Source organism: Burkholderia sp. Nafp2/4-1b, assembly GCF_003635165.1.
Lineage (GTDB): Bacteria > Pseudomonadota > Gammaproteobacteria > Burkholderiales > Burkholderiaceae > Burkholderia.
This window is the reverse complement of record NZ_ML058597.1, coordinates 185,975-205,444: the sequence shown is the minus strand read 5'-3', so window position 1 is coordinate 205,444 and position 19,470 is coordinate 185,975. Positions and strand designations below refer to the sequence as shown.

The 19,470-nt window shown below is 67.0% G+C and carries 21 protein-coding genes and 1 tRNA gene; 15 read left to right on the top strand and 7 right to left on the bottom strand.

Translation table 11 applies throughout. From position 1 onward, the window contains the following. Positions 1 to 46 precede the first annotated feature (46 nt). Positions 47 to 1,324 carry a haloacid dehalogenase-like hydrolase gene (locus C7H84_RS00980; protein ID WP_121856985.1) on the bottom strand — a complete coding sequence of 426 codons (1,278 nt, stop codon included), beginning with the start codon at positions 1,322 to 1,324 and terminating at the stop codon, positions 47 to 49. Positions 1,325 to 1,835: 511 nt separating this feature from the next. Between C7H84_RS00980 and C7H84_RS00975 the strand changes: the two genes are divergently transcribed. The 5 genes from C7H84_RS00975 (at position 1,836) to C7H84_RS00955 (ending at position 6,549) form a co-directional block, all read left to right on the top strand. Then, entirely contained in the window at positions 1,836 to 2,735 is a 900-nt protein-coding gene (locus C7H84_RS00975) for a M24 family metallopeptidase (protein WP_121856984.1), read from the top strand. A gap of 47 nt (positions 2,736 to 2,782) precedes the next feature. After that, on the top strand, positions 2,783 to 4,570 hold the full coding sequence (locus tag C7H84_RS00970) for an SDR family oxidoreductase (protein ID WP_121857868.1): 1,788 nt from the start codon (positions 2,783 to 2,785) through the stop codon (positions 4,568 to 4,570). Between the two features lie 34 nt (positions 4,571 to 4,604). Continuing rightward, entirely contained in the window at positions 4,605 to 5,510 is a 906-nt protein-coding gene (locus C7H84_RS00965; protein ID WP_121856983.1) for a metal-dependent hydrolase, read from the top strand. Positions 5,511 to 5,635: 125 nt separating this feature from the next. Next, positions 5,636 to 5,923, top strand: a complete 288-nt coding sequence (locus C7H84_RS00960) for a hypothetical protein (protein ID WP_121856982.1) — start codon at positions 5,636 to 5,638, stop codon at positions 5,921 to 5,923. A gap of 251 nt (positions 5,924 to 6,174) precedes the next feature. Beyond that, on the top strand, positions 6,175 to 6,549 hold the full coding sequence (locus C7H84_RS00955) for a DUF2917 domain-containing protein (RefSeq protein WP_121856981.1): 375 nt from the start codon (positions 6,175 to 6,177) through the stop codon (positions 6,547 to 6,549). A 173-nt stretch (positions 6,550 to 6,722) separates the two neighbouring features. Here C7H84_RS00955 and C7H84_RS00950 read toward each other — a convergent pair whose 3' ends face one another. Next, positions 6,723 to 7,001: a hypothetical protein gene (locus tag C7H84_RS00950; RefSeq protein ID WP_121857867.1), complete on the bottom strand. Its 279-nt coding sequence runs from the start codon at positions 6,999 to 7,001 to the stop codon at positions 6,723 to 6,725. 777 nt (positions 7,002 to 7,778) lie between these two features. Between C7H84_RS00950 and C7H84_RS00940 the strand changes: the two genes are divergently transcribed. After that, positions 7,779 to 9,080, top strand: a complete 1,302-nt coding sequence (locus tag C7H84_RS00940) for an NCS2 family permease (RefSeq protein ID WP_121856979.1) — start codon at positions 7,779 to 7,781, stop codon at positions 9,078 to 9,080. Between the two features lie 309 nt (positions 9,081 to 9,389). On the opposite strand, the gene C7H84_RS00930 is transcribed toward C7H84_RS00940, so the two are convergent. Continuing rightward, the gene (locus C7H84_RS00930) at positions 9,390 to 9,677 is read right to left on the bottom strand and encodes a DUF1488 domain-containing protein (RefSeq protein WP_121856977.1); all 288 of its coding nucleotides are present in this window, start codon (positions 9,675 to 9,677) and stop codon (positions 9,390 to 9,392) included. A gap of 245 nt (positions 9,678 to 9,922) precedes the next feature. Beyond that, positions 9,923 to 10,114 carry a DUF2964 family protein gene (locus C7H84_RS00925; protein ID WP_121857866.1) on the bottom strand — a complete coding sequence of 64 codons (192 nt, stop codon included), beginning with the start codon at positions 10,112 to 10,114 and terminating at the stop codon, positions 9,923 to 9,925. Between the two features lie 330 nt (positions 10,115 to 10,444). Here C7H84_RS00925 and C7H84_RS00920 point away from each other — a divergent pair, with 330 nt between their 5' ends. The 8 genes from C7H84_RS00920 (at position 10,445) to C7H84_RS00890 (ending at position 15,891) form a co-directional block, all read left to right on the top strand. Next, positions 10,445 to 12,337, top strand: coding sequence for a sigma-54-dependent Fis family transcriptional regulator (locus tag C7H84_RS00920; protein WP_121856976.1), 1,893 nt, complete (start codon positions 10,445 to 10,447; stop codon positions 12,335 to 12,337). Between the two features lie 178 nt (positions 12,338 to 12,515). Next, positions 12,516 to 12,818 carry a 2Fe-2S iron-sulfur cluster-binding protein gene (locus tag C7H84_RS00915; protein ID WP_121856975.1) on the top strand — a complete coding sequence of 101 codons (303 nt, stop codon included), beginning with the start codon at positions 12,516 to 12,518 and terminating at the stop codon, positions 12,816 to 12,818. Positions 12,819 to 12,874: 56 nt separating this feature from the next. Next, the gene (locus tag C7H84_RS00910; RefSeq protein ID WP_121856974.1) at positions 12,875 to 13,369 is read left to right on the top strand and encodes an SRPBCC family protein; all 495 of its coding nucleotides are present in this window, start codon (positions 12,875 to 12,877) and stop codon (positions 13,367 to 13,369) included. Positions 13,370 to 13,483: 114 nt separating this feature from the next. Then, positions 13,484 to 13,861: a DUF2946 domain-containing protein gene (locus C7H84_RS00905; protein WP_121857865.1), complete on the top strand. Its 378-nt coding sequence runs from the start codon at positions 13,484 to 13,486 to the stop codon at positions 13,859 to 13,861. A 230-nt stretch (positions 13,862 to 14,091) separates the two neighbouring features. Beyond that, a complete protein-coding gene (gene copC, locus C7H84_RS00900) occupies positions 14,092 to 14,457 on the top strand; it encodes a copper homeostasis periplasmic binding protein CopC (protein ID WP_121856973.1) in 366 nt (121 codons plus the stop codon). 52 nt (positions 14,458 to 14,509) lie between these two features. Next, on the top strand, positions 14,510 to 14,965 hold the full coding sequence (locus tag C7H84_RS00895; protein WP_121856972.1) for a copper chaperone PCu(A)C: 456 nt from the start codon (positions 14,510 to 14,512) through the stop codon (positions 14,963 to 14,965). A gap of 32 nt (positions 14,966 to 14,997) precedes the next feature. Further along, positions 14,998 to 15,174 carry a hypothetical protein gene (locus tag C7H84_RS36135; RefSeq protein ID WP_162999181.1) on the top strand — a complete coding sequence of 59 codons (177 nt, stop codon included), beginning with the start codon at positions 14,998 to 15,000 and terminating at the stop codon, positions 15,172 to 15,174. 87 nt (positions 15,175 to 15,261) lie between these two features. Further along, the gene (locus C7H84_RS00890) at positions 15,262 to 15,891 is read left to right on the top strand and encodes a LysE family translocator (protein WP_121856971.1); all 630 of its coding nucleotides are present in this window, start codon (positions 15,262 to 15,264) and stop codon (positions 15,889 to 15,891) included. A gap of 55 nt (positions 15,892 to 15,946) precedes the next feature. Here C7H84_RS00890 and C7H84_RS00885 read toward each other — a convergent pair whose 3' ends face one another. Further along, entirely contained in the window at positions 15,947 to 17,272 is a 1,326-nt protein-coding gene (locus C7H84_RS00885; protein WP_121856970.1) for a leucine-rich repeat-containing protein kinase family protein, read from the bottom strand. Positions 17,273 to 17,421: 149 nt separating this feature from the next. On the opposite strand from C7H84_RS00885, the gene C7H84_RS00880 reads away from it, so the two are divergent. Next, positions 17,422 to 17,506: transfer RNA gene (locus C7H84_RS00880), tRNA-Leu, on the top strand. 109 nt (positions 17,507 to 17,615) lie between these two features. Here the strand turns inward: C7H84_RS00880 and C7H84_RS00875 are convergent. Together C7H84_RS00875 and C7H84_RS00870 are read right to left on the bottom strand one after the other, a co-directional pair. Next, positions 17,616 to 18,614 carry a transketolase family protein gene (locus C7H84_RS00875; protein WP_121856969.1) on the bottom strand — a complete coding sequence of 333 codons (999 nt, stop codon included), beginning with the start codon at positions 18,612 to 18,614 and terminating at the stop codon, positions 17,616 to 17,618. After that, positions 18,611 to 19,456, bottom strand: coding sequence for a transketolase (locus C7H84_RS00870; protein WP_121856968.1), 846 nt, complete (start codon positions 19,454 to 19,456; stop codon positions 18,611 to 18,613). Before C7H84_RS00870 ends, C7H84_RS00875 begins: the two co-directional genes overlap by 4 nt. Positions 19,457 to 19,470 lie beyond the last annotated feature (14 nt).

Here is a 19,470-nt window from a genome sequence, read left to right as displayed (position 1 = left end):
GCGGGGCCGCGGCGGCCGGGTGCCGTCGCCCGTCGCCCGGCCCGCGTCAGGCCAGCAGCTTGCGCTCGGCCTTGCCGTACTTGATCGACTTCTCGTCCGGGATCATCAGGCCCGTGTGCTCGTCGCGACCCTGCAGCAGGAAGCGCGCGTCCGGGTTGCCGATCTGTTCGGCCGCGAGCTTGCTGTCCGCGCCGATCTCGCCCTTCTTCATCCGGTTGACGATCACGCCGGCCGCCGTGTCCTTGAAATCGCGCAGCATCCATGCGTCGCCGTCGCTGTCGCCGAACACCAGCAGCGGGCCGTAGCCCTTCTGCGACGCGAGGACGTTGCGGATGCCCACCGTCTTGCCGGGCCCCCAGTTGAAATGCCAGCCGGCCGGATAGGTGCTCGTGTACTTGCCGTCCTGCATGTCGAGCCGCAGGCCGATCACGTTCTCGGGCGGCACGCCGTAGCCATAGTTCGGATTGCCTGCGAATACGCGCACGACATCGTCGAGCGACGCGGTGCTCACGTACACGTCGATGCCGTTCGCACGCAGCGTATGCATCACCGCGCGGATTTCCTCGTGAATGCGGATGCCGTGGAAATGCGTATCGGCCACCACGCCGGCCTTGCCCGGCAGCGCCTTCGGGCTTTCGTAGCGGACCTTGCGCAGCGCGTCGCCGATCCCGTAGTTGTTCGACGCTTCCGCCATCGCCTGCAGCTCGGCGGTCGTCATGTTCTTGTAGAAGTAGATGATCCACTTGTAGCCGACTTCGAGCGGATGCGTGTCGCAGATCGCGTCGTACATGAAGTACAGCTTCGCGCGAAAATCCTTGAACTGGTCGGTCTCGCGAATCTCGTCGAGGCTCTTGTCGCCGGCGAAGCCCTTGTAGTTCGCATGCAGCCAGCGGTAGTCGGATTCGACGTCGGCGGCGAGGTCCTCCATCGTCACCGGCTTGCCGTCGACGGTCGTGTAGTCCTTCATGAACGCGCCCTTCGGCACGTCCTTCCACATCACGGCGACGAACTCGTCCGGCGTCAGCTTGTACTGCAGATGGTTGATCTGGTACATCAGCAACGCCTCTTCGCAGTCGTTCATGATGCACGTGTTGTCCCAGTCGAACACCGCATACGGGCGGCGCTTCGGGTTGTAGCGCGCGCTCGCGACGCCATGCTGGTCGAGCACCGCCTGCAGGCGCGCGGCGTTGAACGACGACCAGCGGCCCGGGTCCAGCGCGTCCGGCGCGGTCGCGCTCTTCGCGCCGGCGATGCCGGCCTTGAGCATCAGCGGCGTCGCAGCGGTCGCCGCGGCAAGGGTGTTCATGAACTGGCGGCGTTGCATGGTCTCTCTCCGTTGAAATGTCGAATCGGCTTGGGCGCTGCCCCGCGCGACGCGCGGCACACCCGTCCCGCGAGGCCGCAACGGCTTCGAATCGGGGACGAATGATGTGACGAAAATATTTCGGCAATTTGACAGCGTCGCGCCGCGACGCGACGGGGAGTTGATTCGGCGCGACATCCCGGGCCCGCGCCGGACCTTCGCGGGCCGCTGCCGGGCCGGCTCTCCTCGCTCGAGACGCGTGCGCAACGACGGCCATCCGGCCCCGCGCCCCGGAAACTAGAGCTTCCCCTCCATTTCGACCCTTCATTAGGAGAAGCCCTCACCTCCGGGGGCTGGCGCACGGCGTCGAACCGGCTATGATGATTACATCACTCAATGGCACATTAAATGCTGACTGAATAATCTGCCCAAAGGATTACCGGCGGATGGGATTCTGGATCGGCACCCGAGCCTTGCACAGGACCCGCGTCGCACCGAGACGCAAGCGCGGGCCGACATATGGAGACGCCTCATGACCGCCCACCACCCGTTGCCGGAAGTCCACCTCGACGAGCTGCCGCAATTCCGCGCGGTGCAGCAGCTGGCGTACCGCTGCGTCGAAACCGTCGGCGCAATGCTCTACCCCGGCATCACCGAGAAGGAAGCCGCGCGCCTCCTGACCGAATGGCTGCAGGACAACGGCGTGCACGACTGGCTGCACAAGCCGTTCGCGTGGTTCGGCGATCGCACCGCGTTCGAAGGCTTCTCCGGCCTCAAACACATGGCTGGCTTCAACCTCGCGTTCTTCCCGAGCAACCGCCAGCTCGAAGCCGACATGCCCGTGATCCTCGACGTCGCGCCCGTGCTCGACGGCATCGTGGCGGACGTCGGCTACGCGCACTGCCTCGGTCACAACCCGATCCTCGAACAGTTGCAGGACGACCTGATGGACCACCGCGACCTGATCGTGCGGCTCGTGAAGGAGCGCCGCTCGATGGCCGAGGTCGCGCAGGCAGTCGACGCGCTGTGCCGCCGCCAGGGCGTCGAACCGCGCCACAAGGCGTATCCGTTCAAGGTGCTCGCACATCGCGTCGCGAAGATCCACAAGCTGTCGAAGCCGCGCTTCGTCGCGCGCTTCGGGCTGAACGCGACGCGCAACCTGCTGCTCGACCAGGGCCGCGCGGCGAAGCAGCAGGGCTGGTCGCCGCTGTGGTCGATCGACCGCCGCTCCGAGCACGCGCCGGTGCCCGGCCTGTGGGCCGTCGAGCCGCATCTCGGCTTCGCCGGCGTCGGCGCCAAATTCGAGGAACTGCTGGTGATCACCGACGATGACGCGTACTGGCTCGACGACGACCTGCCGCACGTGCGCCGCTGGCAGCGCCGCCAGGCCGAATGCACGCCGGCCGCGGCGAACGCGCCGGCCGCCGCCTGACGCATTCCACACGCCCTCCACCCGAATCCCTGAACGACGGACTCACGATGCAGCCTCTATCCGACGAAGCGCCGCTGGCCCTGTTCGAATCGGTTCACAGCGAGACGGCCGTCGCCTCCGGCGACCTGACGCTCGCGGTCCGCACCTGGGGCGACCCGGCCCGCTCGCCGGTCGTGCTCGTGCACGGCTACCCGGACGACAGCAGCGTGTGGCAGCAGGTCGCGCCGCTGCTCGCGCGCAAGCACTACGTGATCGCGTACGACGTGCGCGGCGCGGGCCTGTCCGGCGTGCCGAAGCGCACGGCCGACTATCACCTCGCGAAGCTGACCGACGATTTCATCGCGGTGATCGATACGCTCTGCCCCGGCCGCGCGGTGCACCTGATCGCCCATGACTGGGGCTCGATCCAGGGCTGGGAATTCGTCACGGATCCGCGGCTTGCCGGCCGCATCGCGTCGTACACGTCATGCTCGGGGCCGTGCCTCGATCACGTCGGCTTCTGGCTGCGCGAACGCGTGCTGCGCCCGACGCCCGCGTCGCTCGGCAAACTCGGCGGTCAGCTCGTGCGCTCGTGGTACGTGTACCTGTTCCACCTGCCGTTCATCCCCGAACTCGGCTGGCGGCTGTGGCTCGGCCGCGCATGGCCGCGCCTGCTGCGCCGGATCGAGAAGACGCCGGCCACACCGCGCGCGACGCAGGCCGACGACGGCGCGCGCGGTGTGCGTCTCTATCGCGCGAACTTCATCCGCTGCCTGTTCGCGCCGCGCGAGCGCTACGCGCATGCGCCGGTGCAGACGATCGTGCCGCTCGGCGACAAGTACGTGAGCCCGGCGCTGTCCGAGAACCTGTCGCGCTGGGTGCCGCAGTACTACCGCCGTGAAGTCGCGGCGGGCCACTGGCTGCCGCTCGCCGATCCCGCGCGCTTCGCGAGCCTCGCCGAGCAGCTGATCGATGCAGTCGAGTCGGGCGACGAACCGCCCGCGCTCGCGAATGCACGCCGCCGCGCGACCAGCGGCCGCTTCAGCGGCAAGGTCGCGGTCGTCACCGGCGCGGGCAGCGGCATCGGCCGCTGCGCGGCGCTCGCGTTCGCGCGCGAAGGCGCAACCGTCGTCGCGTGCGACATCGATCTCGCGAGCGCGGAGCGCACCGCGCTGCTGCTCGGGCTGACCGGCGCGCAAGCGCATGCGAAACGCGTGGACGTCGGCTCCGCCGACGAGATGGAAGCGCTCGCCGCGTGGGTCGGCAGCGCGCTCGGCGGCGCGGACATCGTGATCAACAACGCGGGCATCGGCATGGCCGGCGGCATCCTCGACACGAGCGCGCGGCATTGGGAGCGCATCCTGCACGTGAACCTGTGGGGCGTGATCCACGGCTCGCGGCTGTTCGCGCAGCAGATGGCCGCGCGCGGCACCGGCGGCCACATCGTCAACACCGCGTCGGCCGCCGCGTTCGGGCCGTCGCGCGACCTGCCCGCGTACGCGACGACCAAGGCCGCCGTGCTGATGCTCAGCGAATGCATGCGCGCGGAACTGGCGGAGCAAGGCATCGGCGTGACGGCCGTATGCCCGGGCTTCGCGGAGACCGGGATCATGGCGTCGACGCAATACGCGGGCGCCAACGCCCAGGACGAGGCACGGCTGCGCAAACGCGCGACGAAGCTGTACCAGATGCGCGGCCTGAAGCCGGAAACCGTCGCGCGGGCGATGGTCGACGGCGTGCTGCGCAACCGGCCGGTCGTCGCGGTGGGCACGGAGGCGCATGCGCTGCGCTTCGTCGGCCGCTTCATGCCGTGGCTCGGCCGGATGCTCGCCCGCATCAGCATGGCATCGCATTGACGGCACAGGCCGCCGCACAGGAACGGAGACACAGATGACCGATACCGCCGACTATCACAAGATCAAGGCCCGGCACGTGAAGTTCGACTTCAGCGACACGCCGATCACCTGGGTGCCGAACGACCCGGGCAGCACGCACATCATCAACACGCTGAACCTGCTGTTCCCGGAAGGCGAGCTGTGGTTCTGCCGCGTGTACAACAAGGCGCTGCCGCACATCACCGATGCGCGCCTGCGCGACGAGGCCGAGGGCTTCCTGCGCCAGGAAGCCGTGCATTCGCGCTCGCACGGCGGCGTGCTCAAGCACTACTACGACCGGCACGGAATCGACACCAAGCCGTTCACGCGGAAGCTCAACTGGCTGTTCACGCGCGTGCTCGGCGAAGCGCCGTTCGGGCTGAAGATCGGCCACACGCGCTTCTGGCTGCGGCAGCAGCTCGCGGTGATCGCGTCGCTCGAGCATTTCTTCGGCTATCTCGGCAACTGGGTGCTCAACGCGCACGGGCTCGACGAAGGCCGTGCGGACCCGACGATGGTCGACCTGCTGCGCTGGCACGGCGCGGAGGAAGTCGAGCACCGGACCGTCGCGTTCGACATCTACAACCACATGGGCGGCAGATACGCCGAGCGCTGCCTGCACATGGCGTTCGTGATCGTGCTGCTGCTCTACTTCATCACGAGCGGCGCGAAGTTCATGTATCGGCGCGATCCCGCCGCCGGCCGCTATCCGGGTTTCGTGCTGTCCTGGTGGAAGGGATCGCGGCGCGGGCATCTGCCGTCGTTCTGGAAGGTGATCGGCGCGGCGCTGCGCTATTTCAAGCCGGGCTATACGCCGCACCACGAAGGCTCGACCGAACAGGCGCTCGCGTATCTGGCGCGCTCGCCGGCCGCGCAGGCGGCCGCGCACGGCGGCAACTGGGGCACGGCGAAGGGTGCGTAAGGGGCTCCTGGATAACTGCATGAGCGGCTGCCTGAGCGATGTCGCCGGCGGGTTGGTAGCGGCCCCGGCGGGCATCGCCCGCCGAAATGCGTACAATCGCGGCTTCATTTCCCGGAGGTGCCGCGATGGCCATGAAGAAAACCGATCTCGAAAAGAACAAGGCGCTCAAGCTGACGCACGCGCTGAAGCAGTCCAGCTCCGCGCGCTTCGGCAAGGGCGCAGAGGACGCGGCGAAGCTCGATCGCCGCGCGCAGCGCAAGCTCGACCAGGAACAGGGCCTCGTGCCGTTCGCGTGCAAGCTCAACGCCGAACTCGTCGAACAGCTGAAGGCTCGCGCCGCCACGCATCCGGACGGGATGACGGGCCTGCTGTCCGAACTGCTCGTGAACGGCCTCGCGCAGCGCGACGCGTGATCCGCGACGTATCTCGAAAATAGTCGTTGACAACGCCGTACGACATCGACAAACTCGTTCGCATGCCTACGTTCAAGCTCATCGCCATCGCGAATCATTGCCCGGTGAACATTCGAAAGAATGAGTCACGGGAGGCGCTTGTGCGTTAGCATCCGAGCAGTACCGCATGTCACACAAGGCCTCACCGGAAACGGATGAGGCCTTTTTGTTCTGGTGCGCGTCATCCGTCCGGCTAACGAATGGAGAAGACGATGGACCAGGCAAGCCCGTTGTTCGAACGTCCCGCTTCGCGCCGCGCCGGCGCGATCACGTTACCGACCGTCGTGATCCGTTTCGCGGTCGCGCCGCGCACGACCCTCACGTGGCGCGCGCCGAGCGATGCGGAAATTCGTGCGCACGGCGCGCCGCTGTGGATCACGCGTCCGCCGAGCGTCGACGACTACTGGGTGCAACCCGGCGACGTGCTGCGCATCGCGCGCGGCGATCGGATCTGGCTCGGCACCGATGACGACCGGCCGGCCGAAGCGTCGATCACGACGGCGTACGTGCGGCGCGGCGAACGACTGAAGCGCACGCTCGCGCAAGTGAAACGTTTGCTCGTCGGACGATGGCGAAGAAGGGATTGACGATGCGCGAAGCCCGCGCGCACCGGGAAGCCGGAACGCGCGGAATCAACGCATCCGGAAACAGACGCACCCGCGGCGCCCTGCGTCGCGGGTGCGCATCGAAAGTCGCGGCACGCGCATGCGTGCCGCGAGCGATCGCGCGCCGTGCGCAACCTTCACATGCATCATGTGCATCAGGTGCTGGCGGCGAGACGCGGGCCCGTGCTACGAGGCGTGGAATCGAGGTCGGGGCGTTGCGCCGCCTGCGAGGTCACCCACGGGTCGATGCCTTGCTTCTGCACCTCCTCGAGAAATGACACACGTGTGCGCCAGTAATCCGCTTGTAATTTGGCATCGATGACGCGCTGTTCGGCTGAGAACAATTCCATGCGCGCCGTCACGAGCATCGATGCAGCGGTTTTTTCCGGCGTAGGGGCGTGCCGCATTGCCCAACGGCTGATCCAGTTCAACATGCTGACCTCCGTGATTACGGACGAACCCGCATCGGGCAATCGCAATCGGTCGCGCCTGCCCGCATGCGCCACGACCGTCACCGCACTTCACCGCATGGCCCGCACGGACTGCGACTCCCCCGCGTCGGCAACAACCGGCCGGCGTGTGTGCGCGGTGTATCTATCGTAGAAACACTTGCCGGTTTACGCGATGACGTCTTGCATTCTTTTACACAGAAACCACAGTCGGCCCCGCATCGCAAAATGATGGTTGCGGACGGGACGGCTTCGGAGCAGGATAGCCCGATATCTGGGATCGCCCCGGGCTGATGAAGGTCCGCCGCACGCCGCCGCGCAGCTGCACCGGCCTTGTGCGCGCGTTCGCACATGCGTGCGCGTGGCGTCCAGCCTGGAATCCGTCGTGCATGCGGATGCTCAGTCGCATGTCTTCGCGTGGCGGCTTCGTCCGCGGCGTGCGCGATGCCGTTGCGCCCGCATCGGCCGGCATGGCCCGCGCGTCATCGAAACGTTTCCATCCTCGCTTCCGTCGTTTCTTCCTGCCCGCTTCGTCCGAACCGGTAAAATGCGCGCCGTCGTCGCGCGGCCGGCCGGTCCGACCGTTCGCGCGAACACGCCGATCGCGCCCCGCGACTATATCGTCGGAGCTATCCGCGCTATTACAATCCGCCGATAGCGTGACATTAGTGGCTGGTTACAGTAGCCCCGCCGCGCGCTGGCCTTATAACAATTCGGCCCAAACAACAAGCAACACGACAACCTGACCGGAGAAACGCCTTCATGGAATCCATCAAGCGGTATTTCGGCTTCGCTGAAGCCGGCACCGACTTCCGCACCGAAATACTCGCGGGCGTCACCACGTTCCTGACGATGGCCTACATCATCTTCGTGAACCCCGCGATCCTCGGCGACGCCGGCATGCCGAAGGAATCCGTGTTCGTCGCGACCTGCCTCGTCGCGGCACTGGCATCGATCATCATGGGGCTCTACGCGAACTACCCGATCGCGTGCGCACCCGGCATGGGCCTGAACGCGTATTTCGCGTACACCGTCGTCAAGGGAATGGGTTTCACGTGGCAGGCCGCGCTCGGCGCGGTGTTCATCTCCGGCTGCCTGTTCCTGCTCGTCACGCTGTTCCGCGTGCGCGAAGCGATCGTCAACGGCATTCCGAAATCGCTGCGCATCTCGATCACCGCCGGCATCGGCCTGTTCCTCGGCATCATCTCGCTGAAGACGTCGGGCGTGATCGTCGGCAGCCCGGCCACGCTCGTCACGCTCGGCGACCTGCACAAGCCCACGACGATCCTCGCGATCATCGGCTTCTTCACGATCGTCACGCTCGACCACCTGCGCGTGCGCGGCGCGATCCTGATCGGCATCATCGGCGTCACGGTCCTGTCGTTCTTCTTCGGCGGCAACCAGTTCCACGGCGTGTTCTCCGCACCGCCGTCGATCGACGCGACGCTGTTCAAGCTCGACATCGGCGCCGCGCTGTCGACCGGCGTCATCAACGTGATCCTCGTGTTCTTCCTCGTCGAGCTGTTCGATGCGACCGGCACGCTGATGGGCGTCGCGAACCGCGCGGGCCTGCTCGTCGAAGGCAAGATGAACCGCCTGAACAAGGCGCTGCTCGCCGACAGCACCGCGATCGTCGCGGGCTCGGTGCTCGGCACGTCGTCGACCACCGCGTATATCGAAAGCGCATCGGGCGTGCAGGCCGGCGGCCGCACCGGCGTGACGGCGATCACGGTCGCCGTGCTGTTCCTCGCGTGCCTGTTCATCGCGCCGCTTGCCGGCGTCGTGCCGGGCTACGCGACCGCGCCCGCGCTGCTGTACGTGTCGTGCCTGATGCTGCGCGAGATGGTCGACGTGCCGTGGGACGATGCGACCGAAGCCGTGCCGGCCGCGTTGACCGCGCTGCTGATGCCGTTCACCTACTCGATCGCGAACGGCGTCGCGTTCGGCTTCATCGCATACGGCGGGCTGAAGCTGCTGACGGGCCAGGCCCGCACGGTCAAACCGATCGTATGGGTCATCGCGGCGGTGTTCCTGTTCCGCTTCTTCTATCTCGGCAGCGAGTGACGCTCGCGCTTCGGCGCGCTCGGCCCGATGAAAACACGCCACCTTCGGGTGGCGTTTTTGTTTGCGGGTACCGCACGCGCGATGCGGCGATCGTGCTCGACGGAATCGTCACGCGATCCGAATCGATTGACCGGATTGCACGGTGCGGGCACGTTCGAACGATAGCCAGCGAGATCGGGCAAGCCAATGACGAACGCGCTCGAACCCGCGAAGCGCCGCGCGCATGCGCGCCGCTCGCTGCGACGCCCGTCCGGATATGACACGGGCGCCGGTATTCGGCGCCCGCTCCGTCGCTGCCGGTCGTCCGTTTCAGCGCCAGTTCGCCTCGTAGAAGCGCACGTAGCCGCTGCGCAGCGTCACGCATTGCGCGCGCGTCTCGGACAACAGCCGCCGTGCGGCCGCCTCGATGCGCTCGCGGTGCGTGTCGTATGCACCGACCATGTCCTCGAAGCGCGGCGATGCCGCACCGAAATGGTCCTCCAGCGCCTCGGCGGTAATCTGACATTGGACGCGCTCGCCATTGACCAGCGCCGTAAACCCAAGCATCAGGTCGCGCCCCGAATACTCGGGTTTCTCATCCGTGAAATGAATCTGCATGGGAGCCGCCTTTCGTCCGGTAGAAAGCAAATGACCGCGTCCGTCGTCCGCCACCGGCCGGACGAAAATGTACGCGGGCTCGCCGGCAGAGGCACGATCCACGGGGTTATGGCGCGGACAATGCATGCCGGTTGCATTCCACTTTAGACGGTTTCGCGCAGGAGGCAAATTTTGCGAGGTGCGTCGTTCCGACGCGCATTTTCATCAGACCAGCGCGACATTCGGCACCGTTTTTTGGAGCAGCGTCAGTGAGGATCGGTCGGCCACACGTTCAGCGCGATCGCGGCGGTCGTGGCGCCGACCGCGATCGCGGCCGCTCCGTATTGCACTGCCGTGATCAAGTCGAACAGCAGACCGTGGATCGCCACGGCGATGCCGGCGAGCATGATGAAGGTGGCGATGGCCGCCAGCACGACTCTCAGTTCCGTCCGAACCATGATGCGTCTCCCGAACGGATGCATGTCGCGTCGCATGCATGTTGCGATGCGGAACACGGCGCGTGCGCGTTCCAATTCCATCATTGCAGGCGGCCGTTTAAAAGCAAGGGGTTTTTATACGCGGTCGCGCAACGCGCGCGGCGCTTGTATGATGACGCGATAGCCATCGCGGCGGCCGGGTGGCCGGTGATGCGGTGCGGAGCGGCAAGGTGGTGCGGCCGCGAAGCGTCGGGTGCCGGAGTCAGGGCCAACGGGCCAACCGGGGCCGACCGCGAAGCATGGGGCCGTAGTCGGCGCTGAAGCGCCGACGCGGCCGACAGGAGACAACACATGCCTCAATCTTTCGTGCTGCCCGCGACGGCGGGCCGCATCGACCTGCTCGCGCAGGCGCATGCGCGTTCGACGGCGGTCGGCCTGCGCGCACACGAGCGCCCCGATTTCTCGCCGCTGTCGCGACTCGCGCTGCGCGAACTGCTCGACACGAACCACGCGCTGTTCGCGCACGCGCGCCCCGTGATGGAGGACCTCCACGCGCAGATCGCCGATACGCAAAGCCTCGTGCTGCTCACCGACGCCGCCGGCGTGATCCTGCACAGCATCGGCGACGCGGACTTCATCGAGAAGGCGAACCGCGTCGCGCTCTGCACCGGCGTATCGTGGGCCGAAGGCGCACGCGGCACCAACGCGATCGGCACCGCGCTCGCCTCCGGCCAGGCCGTCGCCGTGCACGGTGCCGAACATTTCCTGCGCGCGAACCATATCCTCACCTGCTCGTGCGCACCGATCATCGACTCGTTCGGCCGGACGCTCGGCACGCTCGACGTGAGCGGCGACCCGCGCGGCTTCAGCCCCCATACGCTCGCGCTCGTGCGCATGTCCGCGCAGCTGATCGAGAACCACCTGTTCGCGAACCAGTGCGCGGAAGCGCTGCGCCTGCGCTTTCACGCGCACGAGGACTGCGTCGACTCGCTGTTCGCCGGGCTCGTCGCGTTCGGCCCCGACGGCGGACTGATCGCCGCGAACCGCAGCGCACAATTCCAGCTCGGCGCGACCTTCGATGCATTGCAGCATCAAGGCTGCGATGCGCTGTTCGGGATGCATTTCGGCCAGCTCGCGCAGCAGGCGGCCCGCGCACCCGGCGCGCCGTTCCGGCTCACGCTGTCGACCGGCGTACGCGTGCTCGCACGCTGCGAATTCGCGGAAACGCACAAGACGACCGTCGCCGTCACGCCGCCCGCGCCTGCCGCGTTGCGCACGCGGGCGCCGGACCCTGACGCGATCACGTTCGCGACGCTCGACACCGGCGACGCGCGGATGGCCGCCGTGCTCGAACGCGTCGCGAAGATCCGCGGACGCGACTTGCCGCTGCTGATCCTCGGCCAGACCGGCACCGGCAAGGAATGGCTCGCGCGGGCGCTGCACCAGGCCTCCCCGCGCGCGGACGGCCCGTTCGTCGCCGTCAACTGCGCGGCGCTGCCGGATTCGCTGATCGAGGCCGAATTGTTCGGCTACGAGGATGGCGCGTTCACCGGCGCGCGCAAGCGCGGCAGCCCGGGCAAGATCGTGCAGGCCGACGGCGGCACGCTGTTCCTCGACGAAATCGGCGACATGCCGCTCGCGCAGCAGGTCAGGCTGATGCGCGTGCTGCAGGAGCGCGCGGTGATGCCGCTCGGCGGCGCACGCGCGGTGCCGGTGGACGTGCGCGTGGTGTGCGCGACCCACCGCGATCTGCGCGCGATGATCGCCGAAGGCACGTTCCGCGAAGACCTGTTCTACCGGATCAACGGGCTCGCGGTCACGCTTCCCCCGCTCGCCGCGCGCACCGACCTGTCCGCGCTGGTCGAGCGGATCCTCGCGCGGCTCGCGCGCAGCGAGCCGATGCCGACCCGCCTGTCGACGGACGTGCTCGACGCGTTCATGCGGCACCGCTGGCCCGGCAACCTGCGGCAAATGACCAACGTGCTGCGCACGGCCGGCATGCTCGCCGAAGACGAAGCCGAAATCACGCTCGCGCATCTGCCCGACGATTTCTGGCTCGATTGCGACGACGCGCCGGCAGCGCAAGCCGCACCGGCCGACACGCGCGAAGCGACGACGCTGCAAAGCCACCAGGCCGCGGTAATCGACGCGGTGCTCGCGCGGCACGGCGGCAACGTGTCGGCCGCCGCGCGCGAGCTCGGGCTCGCACGTAATACCGTGTACCGCTACCTGCGGCGGCACTGACGTCGCGGACCGGCTGCCCGCGGGCGCCGGCCGCATGCGGCTTCGGGTATGCTTGGCGCTTGCTTCGCGTTGCCTTGCTTCGCGTTGGCTCGTCTTGCCTTGTCTTGCGGCCGATCGCTTGCCGCCGATTCCTTGCCCCCGATTCCTTGCCGCCGATTCGCCGCCCCCGCCTCGACCCATGACCGATCCCGACCACCCGCCTCTCGTGCGCATCGAGCCGCTCGGTGCGACGTTCGACGCCCCCGATTCGCTGACGTTGCTCGAAGCCGCCGCGTTCGCCAACATCCGGCTGCCGCGTTCGTGCCGCAACGGCACGTGCCGCAGCTGCCTGTGCAGGATCGTCAGCGGCAGCGTACGCTACACGATCGAATGGCCGGGGCTGAGCCGCGAGGAAAAGGCCGATGGCTATACGCTGCCGTGCGTGGCCGTCGCGACCTCCGACGTCGTGCTCGACGTGCCGGACGCGGAAATGATTGACTGAACGCGGCGCGCGCCCGCGCGTCGCTCTGCAACGATGCTGCCTGCCTGGAGAACGTGATGACCCAATCAACCGATCGCATCGAGAAGGAAGCGGTGCTCGCCGCGCCGCTGGCGCGCGTGTGGGATGCAGTCAGCAATGCGGGGGAATTCGGCACCTGGTTCGGCGTGAATTTCGACGGACCGTTCGTGGCCGGCCAGTCGCTGTTCGGCCGCATTACGCCGACGCGCGTCGACGACGACGTCGCCAAGGCGCAGGAGCCGTATGCGGGCGCGGTGTTCGAAATCGTCGTCGATCGGATCGAGCCGAAGCAACTGTTCGCCTTTCGCTGGCATCCGTTCGCGATCGATCCGAACTTCGACTACACATCCGAGCCGATGACGCTCGTCACGTTCGCGCTCGCGGAAACACACGGCGGCACGCAGCTGACGATCACCGAAACGGGCTTCGACCAGCTGATCGAAGCGCGTCGCGCGAAAGCGCGCGAGATGAACGATCACGGCTGGGCCGCGCAGATGATGCTGATCACGAAATATCTGGCGAAGCACGCGTAAGCACGCCACCGCCCGCGCCGCGCGTCATGCCCGGTATCGATGCGCCCGCATGCCCGCGCGGCGGCTGCGTGGCATAATCCGCTCCATCGCCGTTCCTACGCCGCCGCGCAACGCATGCTGAGTCGTCGTCTCCGGAAGATCGTCAGTCTGATCGGGATGCTCGCCATCCTGATGACGGCGCTCGCGCCGACGATCTCGCAGGCGCTGACGACGCAAGGCCGCGTCGACGCGCTGCTCTCCGGTTACTGCACCGCCGCGCCGGCTGACGGCGACCACGCCGGCGATACATCATCGAAGAGCCTGCACGCCCATCTGCAGGCTTGCGGCTATTGCAACCTGCTTGCCCATACGCCCGCCCTGCCCGTGCCCGAACTCACGTTCGCGGCCAACATTCACCCTCTGCAGCATCGCGCAGCGACCCGCTTCGACAGCCTGCGCCGCGCACTGCCGCTGACGGCCGCGCAACCGCGCGCCCCGCCGTTCGAATCCTGATTCGTCGTCACCGCGCGTGATGCCGTAACGCATCGCGCGGTCCGCACGCGCCATGCGCGTGCATGCCGTGCCACGTTTCGAAGGACCCTCATGTTCGACCGTCTTGCTCGCGGCGTCGTGCCGTGCGTGCGCTCGCCCGCTTCCGGCGGTAGCGCGAACACACACGCGAACGCGCGCTCGATCGTCGAACGAATCGTTCTCCTTGCCATTCTCAATCGGGCTATTCCGTCATGAAAACCACTGCTTTCCTTCGCGGCGCACTCGTCGCACTCGGCTTCGTCATCGCCCAGGCCGCCCACGCGCATGCGCACCTGAAAACCCTCGACCCGGCCGCCGACGCCGCGCTGTCGAGCGCGCCGCACGCGGTCACGCTCGACTTCAGCGAAACGCTCGAGCCGGCATTCAGCTCGATCGCCGTCACCGACGGCCACGGCCAGTCGGTCGCCGATGGGAAATCCGCGGTCGATGCCGGCAACCGGAAGCGGATGCATGTCGGGCTGACGAACCTCGCGGCCGGCACGTACACGGTCACGTGGATCGCGGTGGCCAGCGACGGCCATCGCACGCAAGGCCACTACACGTTCACGGTGAAGTAACGCGCACGCTGCCCGTGCGGCGCACTTCGATACCCGATCAGGAAAAAAATCAATGAAACGTTCGATTCCGACCAGTCTGCTTTTCGCACTGCTGGCACTGCTGGCGCTGCAGGCGCCCGCCACGTTCGCCGCATCGCCCGTCCACGCCGATGCGTGCTGGATCCGCACGATGCCGGCTGCGGTGCCGTCGTCCGGCTACTTCACGCTGAAGAACGACGGCGACAAGCCCGTCACGCTCACGGGCATCGACACGCCCGCGTACGGAATGGCGATGATTCACCAAACGCAGACGGCCGCCAGCACCGCGAAGATGGTTCACGTCGACGCGGTCGACGTACCCGCGCACGGCGCGGTGACCTTCAAGCCGAAGAGCTATCACGTGATGCTGGAGGATGCGCGCAAGCCTGTCGCGCCGGGCGCGAAGGTGCCGTTCAAGCTGCATTTCGCCGACGGCTCGACGGTGTCCGTGACCTGCGACGCGAAGGCGCCGTCCTACACCGGCCTGTAACGCGGCCTGCGCAACCACCGACGGAGACGCACATGAGCAACGAACGCTTGCCGCTGTCCGACCTGATCGTCCGCTATCGGACGCCGCTGAATATCGCCGTGTTGATCGCCTGCGGATTATGGGCGGCGTGGATTGCGTGGATGACACGGCCGTCCGCGATCGATTCGCCGGCGTCGATCGCCGCATACTGCGTGCGCGACGCGCGTTGACGCGATGCGTCGGGGTGAGCAGCGCACAGCCGTGGCATCATGCACGGATTCACCCCGACCGCATAACCCGCCTTCCCGGAGCGCCGCATGTCCGTTCAGACCTGGATGTTGTTTGCCGCAGCCTATCTCGCGACGACGCTGTCGCCGGGCCCGAACGTGCTGCTCGTGATCCGCAACACGGTGCGCTACGGCTCGCGCGGCACCGCCGCGACGATCGCCGGCAATCTCGTCGCGCAGGGCGTGGTCGTCATGCTGGTCGCGCTCGGCGTCGGCGCGGTGCTGGTCGCGATGCCGCCGCTGTTCGTCGCGATGAAAATCGTCGGTGCCGCGTATCTGATCTTTTTGGGCATCCGGCAACTGCGCGGCGATCGTCGCGGACGTTCGCCGGACAGCGCCGCCGCGCTCGTCGAGCCCGATCGTACGAAGCTGTTCCGCGAAGCGCTGTTCGTGTCGGGCAGCAATCCGAAGACGATGATCTTTTTGTCGGCGTTCATGCCGCAATTCATCGCGCATGATCACCCGCTCGCGATGCAGTTCGTCGTGATGTACGCGACGATTGCGTGCACCGTCGTCGTGGTGCACAGCGTCTATTCGTTCGGCGTGCGCCGGCTGCATCGCGGCTTCGGCGTCAGTCCGTGGGTACGCGCGGCCAAGCGCGCGAGCGGGCTGCTGTTCGTCGGGCTCGGGATCAAGCTGCTGACCGCGCGACAAGCGTAAGCGCAAACGCCGCGCCGGCACGGCGACTGCCGGCGCCGCGGCGCGGACCAGACCGTCAGTCGATCGATGCGGCCAGCGTGGCCACAATCTGGTCGAACGACGGCCGCGCATCGATCTCCTCGTTCAGGCAAGCGGCAACCAGCTTTTCCAGCGCGTCCGAGCCTTCCCACGCCCGCGGCTCGCAGCGTTCCCGCAACTCGCACAGCAGATAACCGAACGCCCTGACTTCCAGCCGCTCGAGCCGCGCCGCACGCACGCGGTCGTTCACGTCGTAGAGCGAAGCCGCGCCGAAATCGCCGAGCAGCGCGCCGCCCGCGCCGTCGTGCAGGATGTTGTGCGCGTACAGGTCGCCGTGCATGATGCCGCGCGCATGCAGATGCGCGGCCACCGACGCGATGCCAAGCGCGATCCGCGCGGCGTCGGCCGGCGCGAACCGCGCATCGGCCGCATACACGTCGCGTGTGCAGGACGCGAAGCTCGGCGGCCCCGCGAGATTCGTCAGTGCCGGATCGACGAGTTCCATCACGAGGCCGTGCGTGCCGTCCGGATGACCGCGCACCTTGCCGATCACCGGAATCATGTTCGGGTGGCGCCCCGCGTGCAGGCATGCGGCCATTTCGCAGTCGGGCAGGCCGTCGCTCGTCACCGCGCCCTTGAACAGCTTGACCGCGACCGCTCGCGCCGGCTGCCCGTCCGCCCGCCACTGCGCGCGGTAGATCACGCCCGATGCGCCTTCGCCGAGCTTCTCGTCGCAGTTGAGCGACGTCCAGTCGATGTCCACCACGTTCGGCTCGGCCGATGCGGCCGCCTCCGGCGCGGCGCCGAACGGATTGCCCGCACACGCGAGCCACGCGAGGCGCGGCAGGCGCAACAGCCAGTCCGGCAACGCATCGAGCCGGTTCGCCGACAGCCGCACCAGTTCCAGCGAACGGCATGCGGCCATTTCCGCCGGCAACGCACGCAATTGGTTGCCTGCGAGCATCAGTTTCTGCAGGCGCGAGCAAGCGCCGATCTCGGCGGGCAGTGCGTCGATTTCATTGTCGGTCAGGATCAGCCAGCGCAGCGCGCGCGGCAGCGAGCCGCGCGGCACCGTGCGAATCCGGTTCGCCTTGAAGCCGATCATGTCGAGTTGCGCGCACGCGCCGAGCACCTCCGGAAATTCGGTAAAGCGATTACCGGACGCGAACAGGATGCGCAGGCGATGCAGCCGCGGCAGGTCGTCCGGCAGCGCGGACAGCGCATTGCCGGACAGGTCGAGCACTTCGAGCGTGTCCGCCAGATCAAAGATTTCGCGCGGAAATTCGGTCAGCCCGCACGCGAGCTTGAGTTGGCGGGCACCCGACAGTTGGCCGGCCTGCAGTTGTTCGAGGGTCGTCGTCACGGGGAGAAAGCGGGTTGCGATTGCGATCGCGGGCCGATCGATCCGACGAATTTTACCGGGATCGCGTGCGCCGACCCGACAATCGTGTCATGCCCCCTTCACAAACGCGTCATGTAACGCTAGAATTGCGGCCCTTGCAGTACCGAAGTGCCGACGTGGTGAAATTGGTAGACACGCTATCTTGAGGGGGTAGTGGCGAAAGCTGTGCGAGTTCGAGTCTCGCCGTCGGCACCAAATGCGGTTTTTACCGTATTTCGGGCATAAAAAAACCGCGACAGCGTAAGGCTTCGCGGTTTTTTTTGTTTACGGTGCGCTGCGGACGATCCGCTGGCACGTCAAGCGATCACCCGAGCCACGACTTGATGTTCGCCCGCATCGCCCCCGTCGAGATCCCGTAACGATCGTGCAGCGTCGGCAACGCGCCTGCGGCGAGATACGCATCCGGCAGCGCGATCTGGCGGAACGGCACGATGACGCCGGCCCCGAGCAACGCAGTCGCGACGGCTTCGCCGAGCCCGCCGATCGTCGTATGATTTTCGGCGACGATCACCATGCGCCCGCTGCGCGCCGCCTCGCGAACGATGGTCGCCGTATCGAGCGGCTTGATCGTCGGCACGTGCAGCACCGCCACATCGACGCGATCGGCCTCCAGCGCCTTCGCAACCTCCAGCGCGCGCATCGTCATGATCCCGGACGAGATCAGCAGCACATCGTTGCCGTCGCGCAGCAGCTTGGCCTTGCCGAGTTCGAACCGGTAATCGTATTCGTCGAGCACGGCCGGCACGTTGCCACGCAGCAGCCGCGCGTACACCGGCCCCTTGTGCGCCGCGATCGCCGGCACCATCTGCTCGATGTCCAGCGCGTCGCACGGATCGATCACGGTCATGTTCGGCATCGCACGCATCAGCGCGAGATCCTCGGCCGCCTGATGGCTCGGCCCGTAACCGGTCGTGAGGCCCGGCAACGCGCACACCAGCTTCACGTCGAGGTTGTCCTCGGCGATCGCCTGGTGAATGAAGTCGTACGCGCGGCGCGTCGCGAATACCGCGTAGGTCGTGACGAACGGCTGCGCGCCTTCGTGCGCGAATCCGGCAGCGGCCCCCATCAGCAGTTGCTCGGCCATCCCCATCTGGTAGTAACGCTCGGGAAATTCCTTCGCGAATATATGCAGGTCGGTGTACTTGCCGAGATCGGCCGTCATGCCGATCACGTTGCCGTTCGTGCGCGCGAGTTTCGCGAGCGCATGGCCGAACGGCGCGGCGCGGGTCGCCTGCCCGTCGGCCGCGATGGACGCGATCATCGCGGAAGTCTTCAGGCGCGGCTTGTTGTCGACGGTGCTCATGCGTGTCTCCCTGCTTCGAGTGCGTCGAGCGCGAGCTTCCACTCGTGCGCATCGACGCGAATGAAATGGCTCTTCTCGCGTGCTTCGAGGAACGGCACGCCGCACCCCATCTTCGTGTCGCAGACGATGATGCGCGGCTGCGGCTTGTCGTGCCGGCGCGCATTGTCGAACGCGCGCTTCACCGCGTCGACGTCGTTGCCGTCCACGCGTTGCGTGTACCACCCGAACGCTTCCAGCTTGTCGACCAGCGGCTCGAACGCCATGACTTGCGTCGACGGACCGTCGGCCTGCTGGTTGTTCACGTCGACGATCGCGATCAGGTTGTCGAGCTTCCAGTGCGCGGCCGACATCAACCCTTCCCAGATCGCGCCTTCGTCGAGTTCGCCGTCCGAGAACAGCGTATAGACGAATGCATCCGAGCCGTTTCGCTTGAGGCCGAGACAACGACCGACCGCAATCGTCAGCCCCTGCCCGAGCGAGCCGCCGGACATCTCCATCCCGGGCGTATAACTCGCCATCCCGGACATCGGCAAACGACTGTCGTCGCTGCCGTAGGTTTCGAGTTCGTCGGCCGGCAGGATGCCGGCTTCGAACAGCGCCGCGTACAGCGCGATCGCGTAGTGGCCGTTCGACAGCAGGAAGCGGTCGCGCCCTTCCCACTCGGGATCCTCGGGGCGATAGCGCATCGCGCCGAAGTACGCGACGGCCAGCACGTCGGCGATGTCGAGCGCCTGGCCGACATAGCCCTGGCCCTGCACTTCACCCATCAGCACGGCGTTTCTGCGGATGCGGTACGCGCGCTCGGCGAGCGTGACCGCTTCATGGACGGTTTCGGTATCCATCGATAACTCCAGTA

Bases quoted from the DNA above. Each gene is read 5' to 3' on its own strand.
- C7H84_RS00980 (WP_121856985.1), bottom strand. From the start codon at position 1,324: ATGCAACGCCGCCAGTTCATGAACACCCTTGCCGCGGCGACCGCTGCG.
- C7H84_RS00975 (WP_121856984.1), top strand. From the start codon at position 1,836: ATGACCGCCCACCACCCGTTGCCGGAAGTCCACCTCGACGAGCTGCCG.
- C7H84_RS00970 (WP_121857868.1), top strand. From the start codon at position 2,783: ATGCAGCCTCTATCCGACGAAGCGCCGCTGGCCCTGTTCGAATCGGTT.
- C7H84_RS00965 (WP_121856983.1), top strand. From the start codon at position 4,605: ATGACCGATACCGCCGACTATCACAAGATCAAGGCCCGGCACGTGAAG.
- C7H84_RS00960 (WP_121856982.1), top strand. From the start codon at position 5,636: ATGGCCATGAAGAAAACCGATCTCGAAAAGAACAAGGCGCTCAAGCTG.
- C7H84_RS00955 (WP_121856981.1), top strand. From the start codon at position 6,175: ATGGACCAGGCAAGCCCGTTGTTCGAACGTCCCGCTTCGCGCCGCGCC.
- C7H84_RS00950 (WP_121857867.1), bottom strand. From the start codon at position 7,001: ATGTTGAACTGGATCAGCCGTTGGGCAATGCGGCACGCCCCTACGCCG.
- C7H84_RS00940 (WP_121856979.1), top strand. From the start codon at position 7,779: ATGGAATCCATCAAGCGGTATTTCGGCTTCGCTGAAGCCGGCACCGAC.
- C7H84_RS00930 (WP_121856977.1), bottom strand. From the start codon at position 9,677: ATGCAGATTCATTTCACGGATGAGAAACCCGAGTATTCGGGGCGCGAC.
- C7H84_RS00925 (WP_121857866.1), bottom strand. From the start codon at position 10,114: ATGGTTCGGACGGAACTGAGAGTCGTGCTGGCGGCCATCGCCACCTTC.
- C7H84_RS00920 (WP_121856976.1), top strand. From the start codon at position 10,445: ATGCCTCAATCTTTCGTGCTGCCCGCGACGGCGGGCCGCATCGACCTG.
- C7H84_RS00915 (WP_121856975.1), top strand. From the start codon at position 12,516: ATGACCGATCCCGACCACCCGCCTCTCGTGCGCATCGAGCCGCTCGGT.
- C7H84_RS00910 (WP_121856974.1), top strand. From the start codon at position 12,875: ATGACCCAATCAACCGATCGCATCGAGAAGGAAGCGGTGCTCGCCGCG.
- C7H84_RS00905 (WP_121857865.1), top strand. From the start codon at position 13,484: ATGCTGAGTCGTCGTCTCCGGAAGATCGTCAGTCTGATCGGGATGCTC.
- copC (WP_121856973.1), top strand. From the start codon at position 14,092: ATGAAAACCACTGCTTTCCTTCGCGGCGCACTCGTCGCACTCGGCTTC.
- C7H84_RS00895 (WP_121856972.1), top strand. From the start codon at position 14,510: ATGAAACGTTCGATTCCGACCAGTCTGCTTTTCGCACTGCTGGCACTG.
- C7H84_RS36135 (WP_162999181.1), top strand. From the start codon at position 14,998: ATGAGCAACGAACGCTTGCCGCTGTCCGACCTGATCGTCCGCTATCGG.
- C7H84_RS00890 (WP_121856971.1), top strand. From the start codon at position 15,262: ATGTCCGTTCAGACCTGGATGTTGTTTGCCGCAGCCTATCTCGCGACG.
- C7H84_RS00875 (WP_121856969.1), bottom strand. From the start codon at position 18,614: ATGAGCACCGTCGACAACAAGCCGCGCCTGAAGACTTCCGCGATGATC.
- C7H84_RS00870 (WP_121856968.1), bottom strand. From the start codon at position 19,456: ATGGATACCGAAACCGTCCATGAAGCGGTCACGCTCGCCGAGCGCGCG.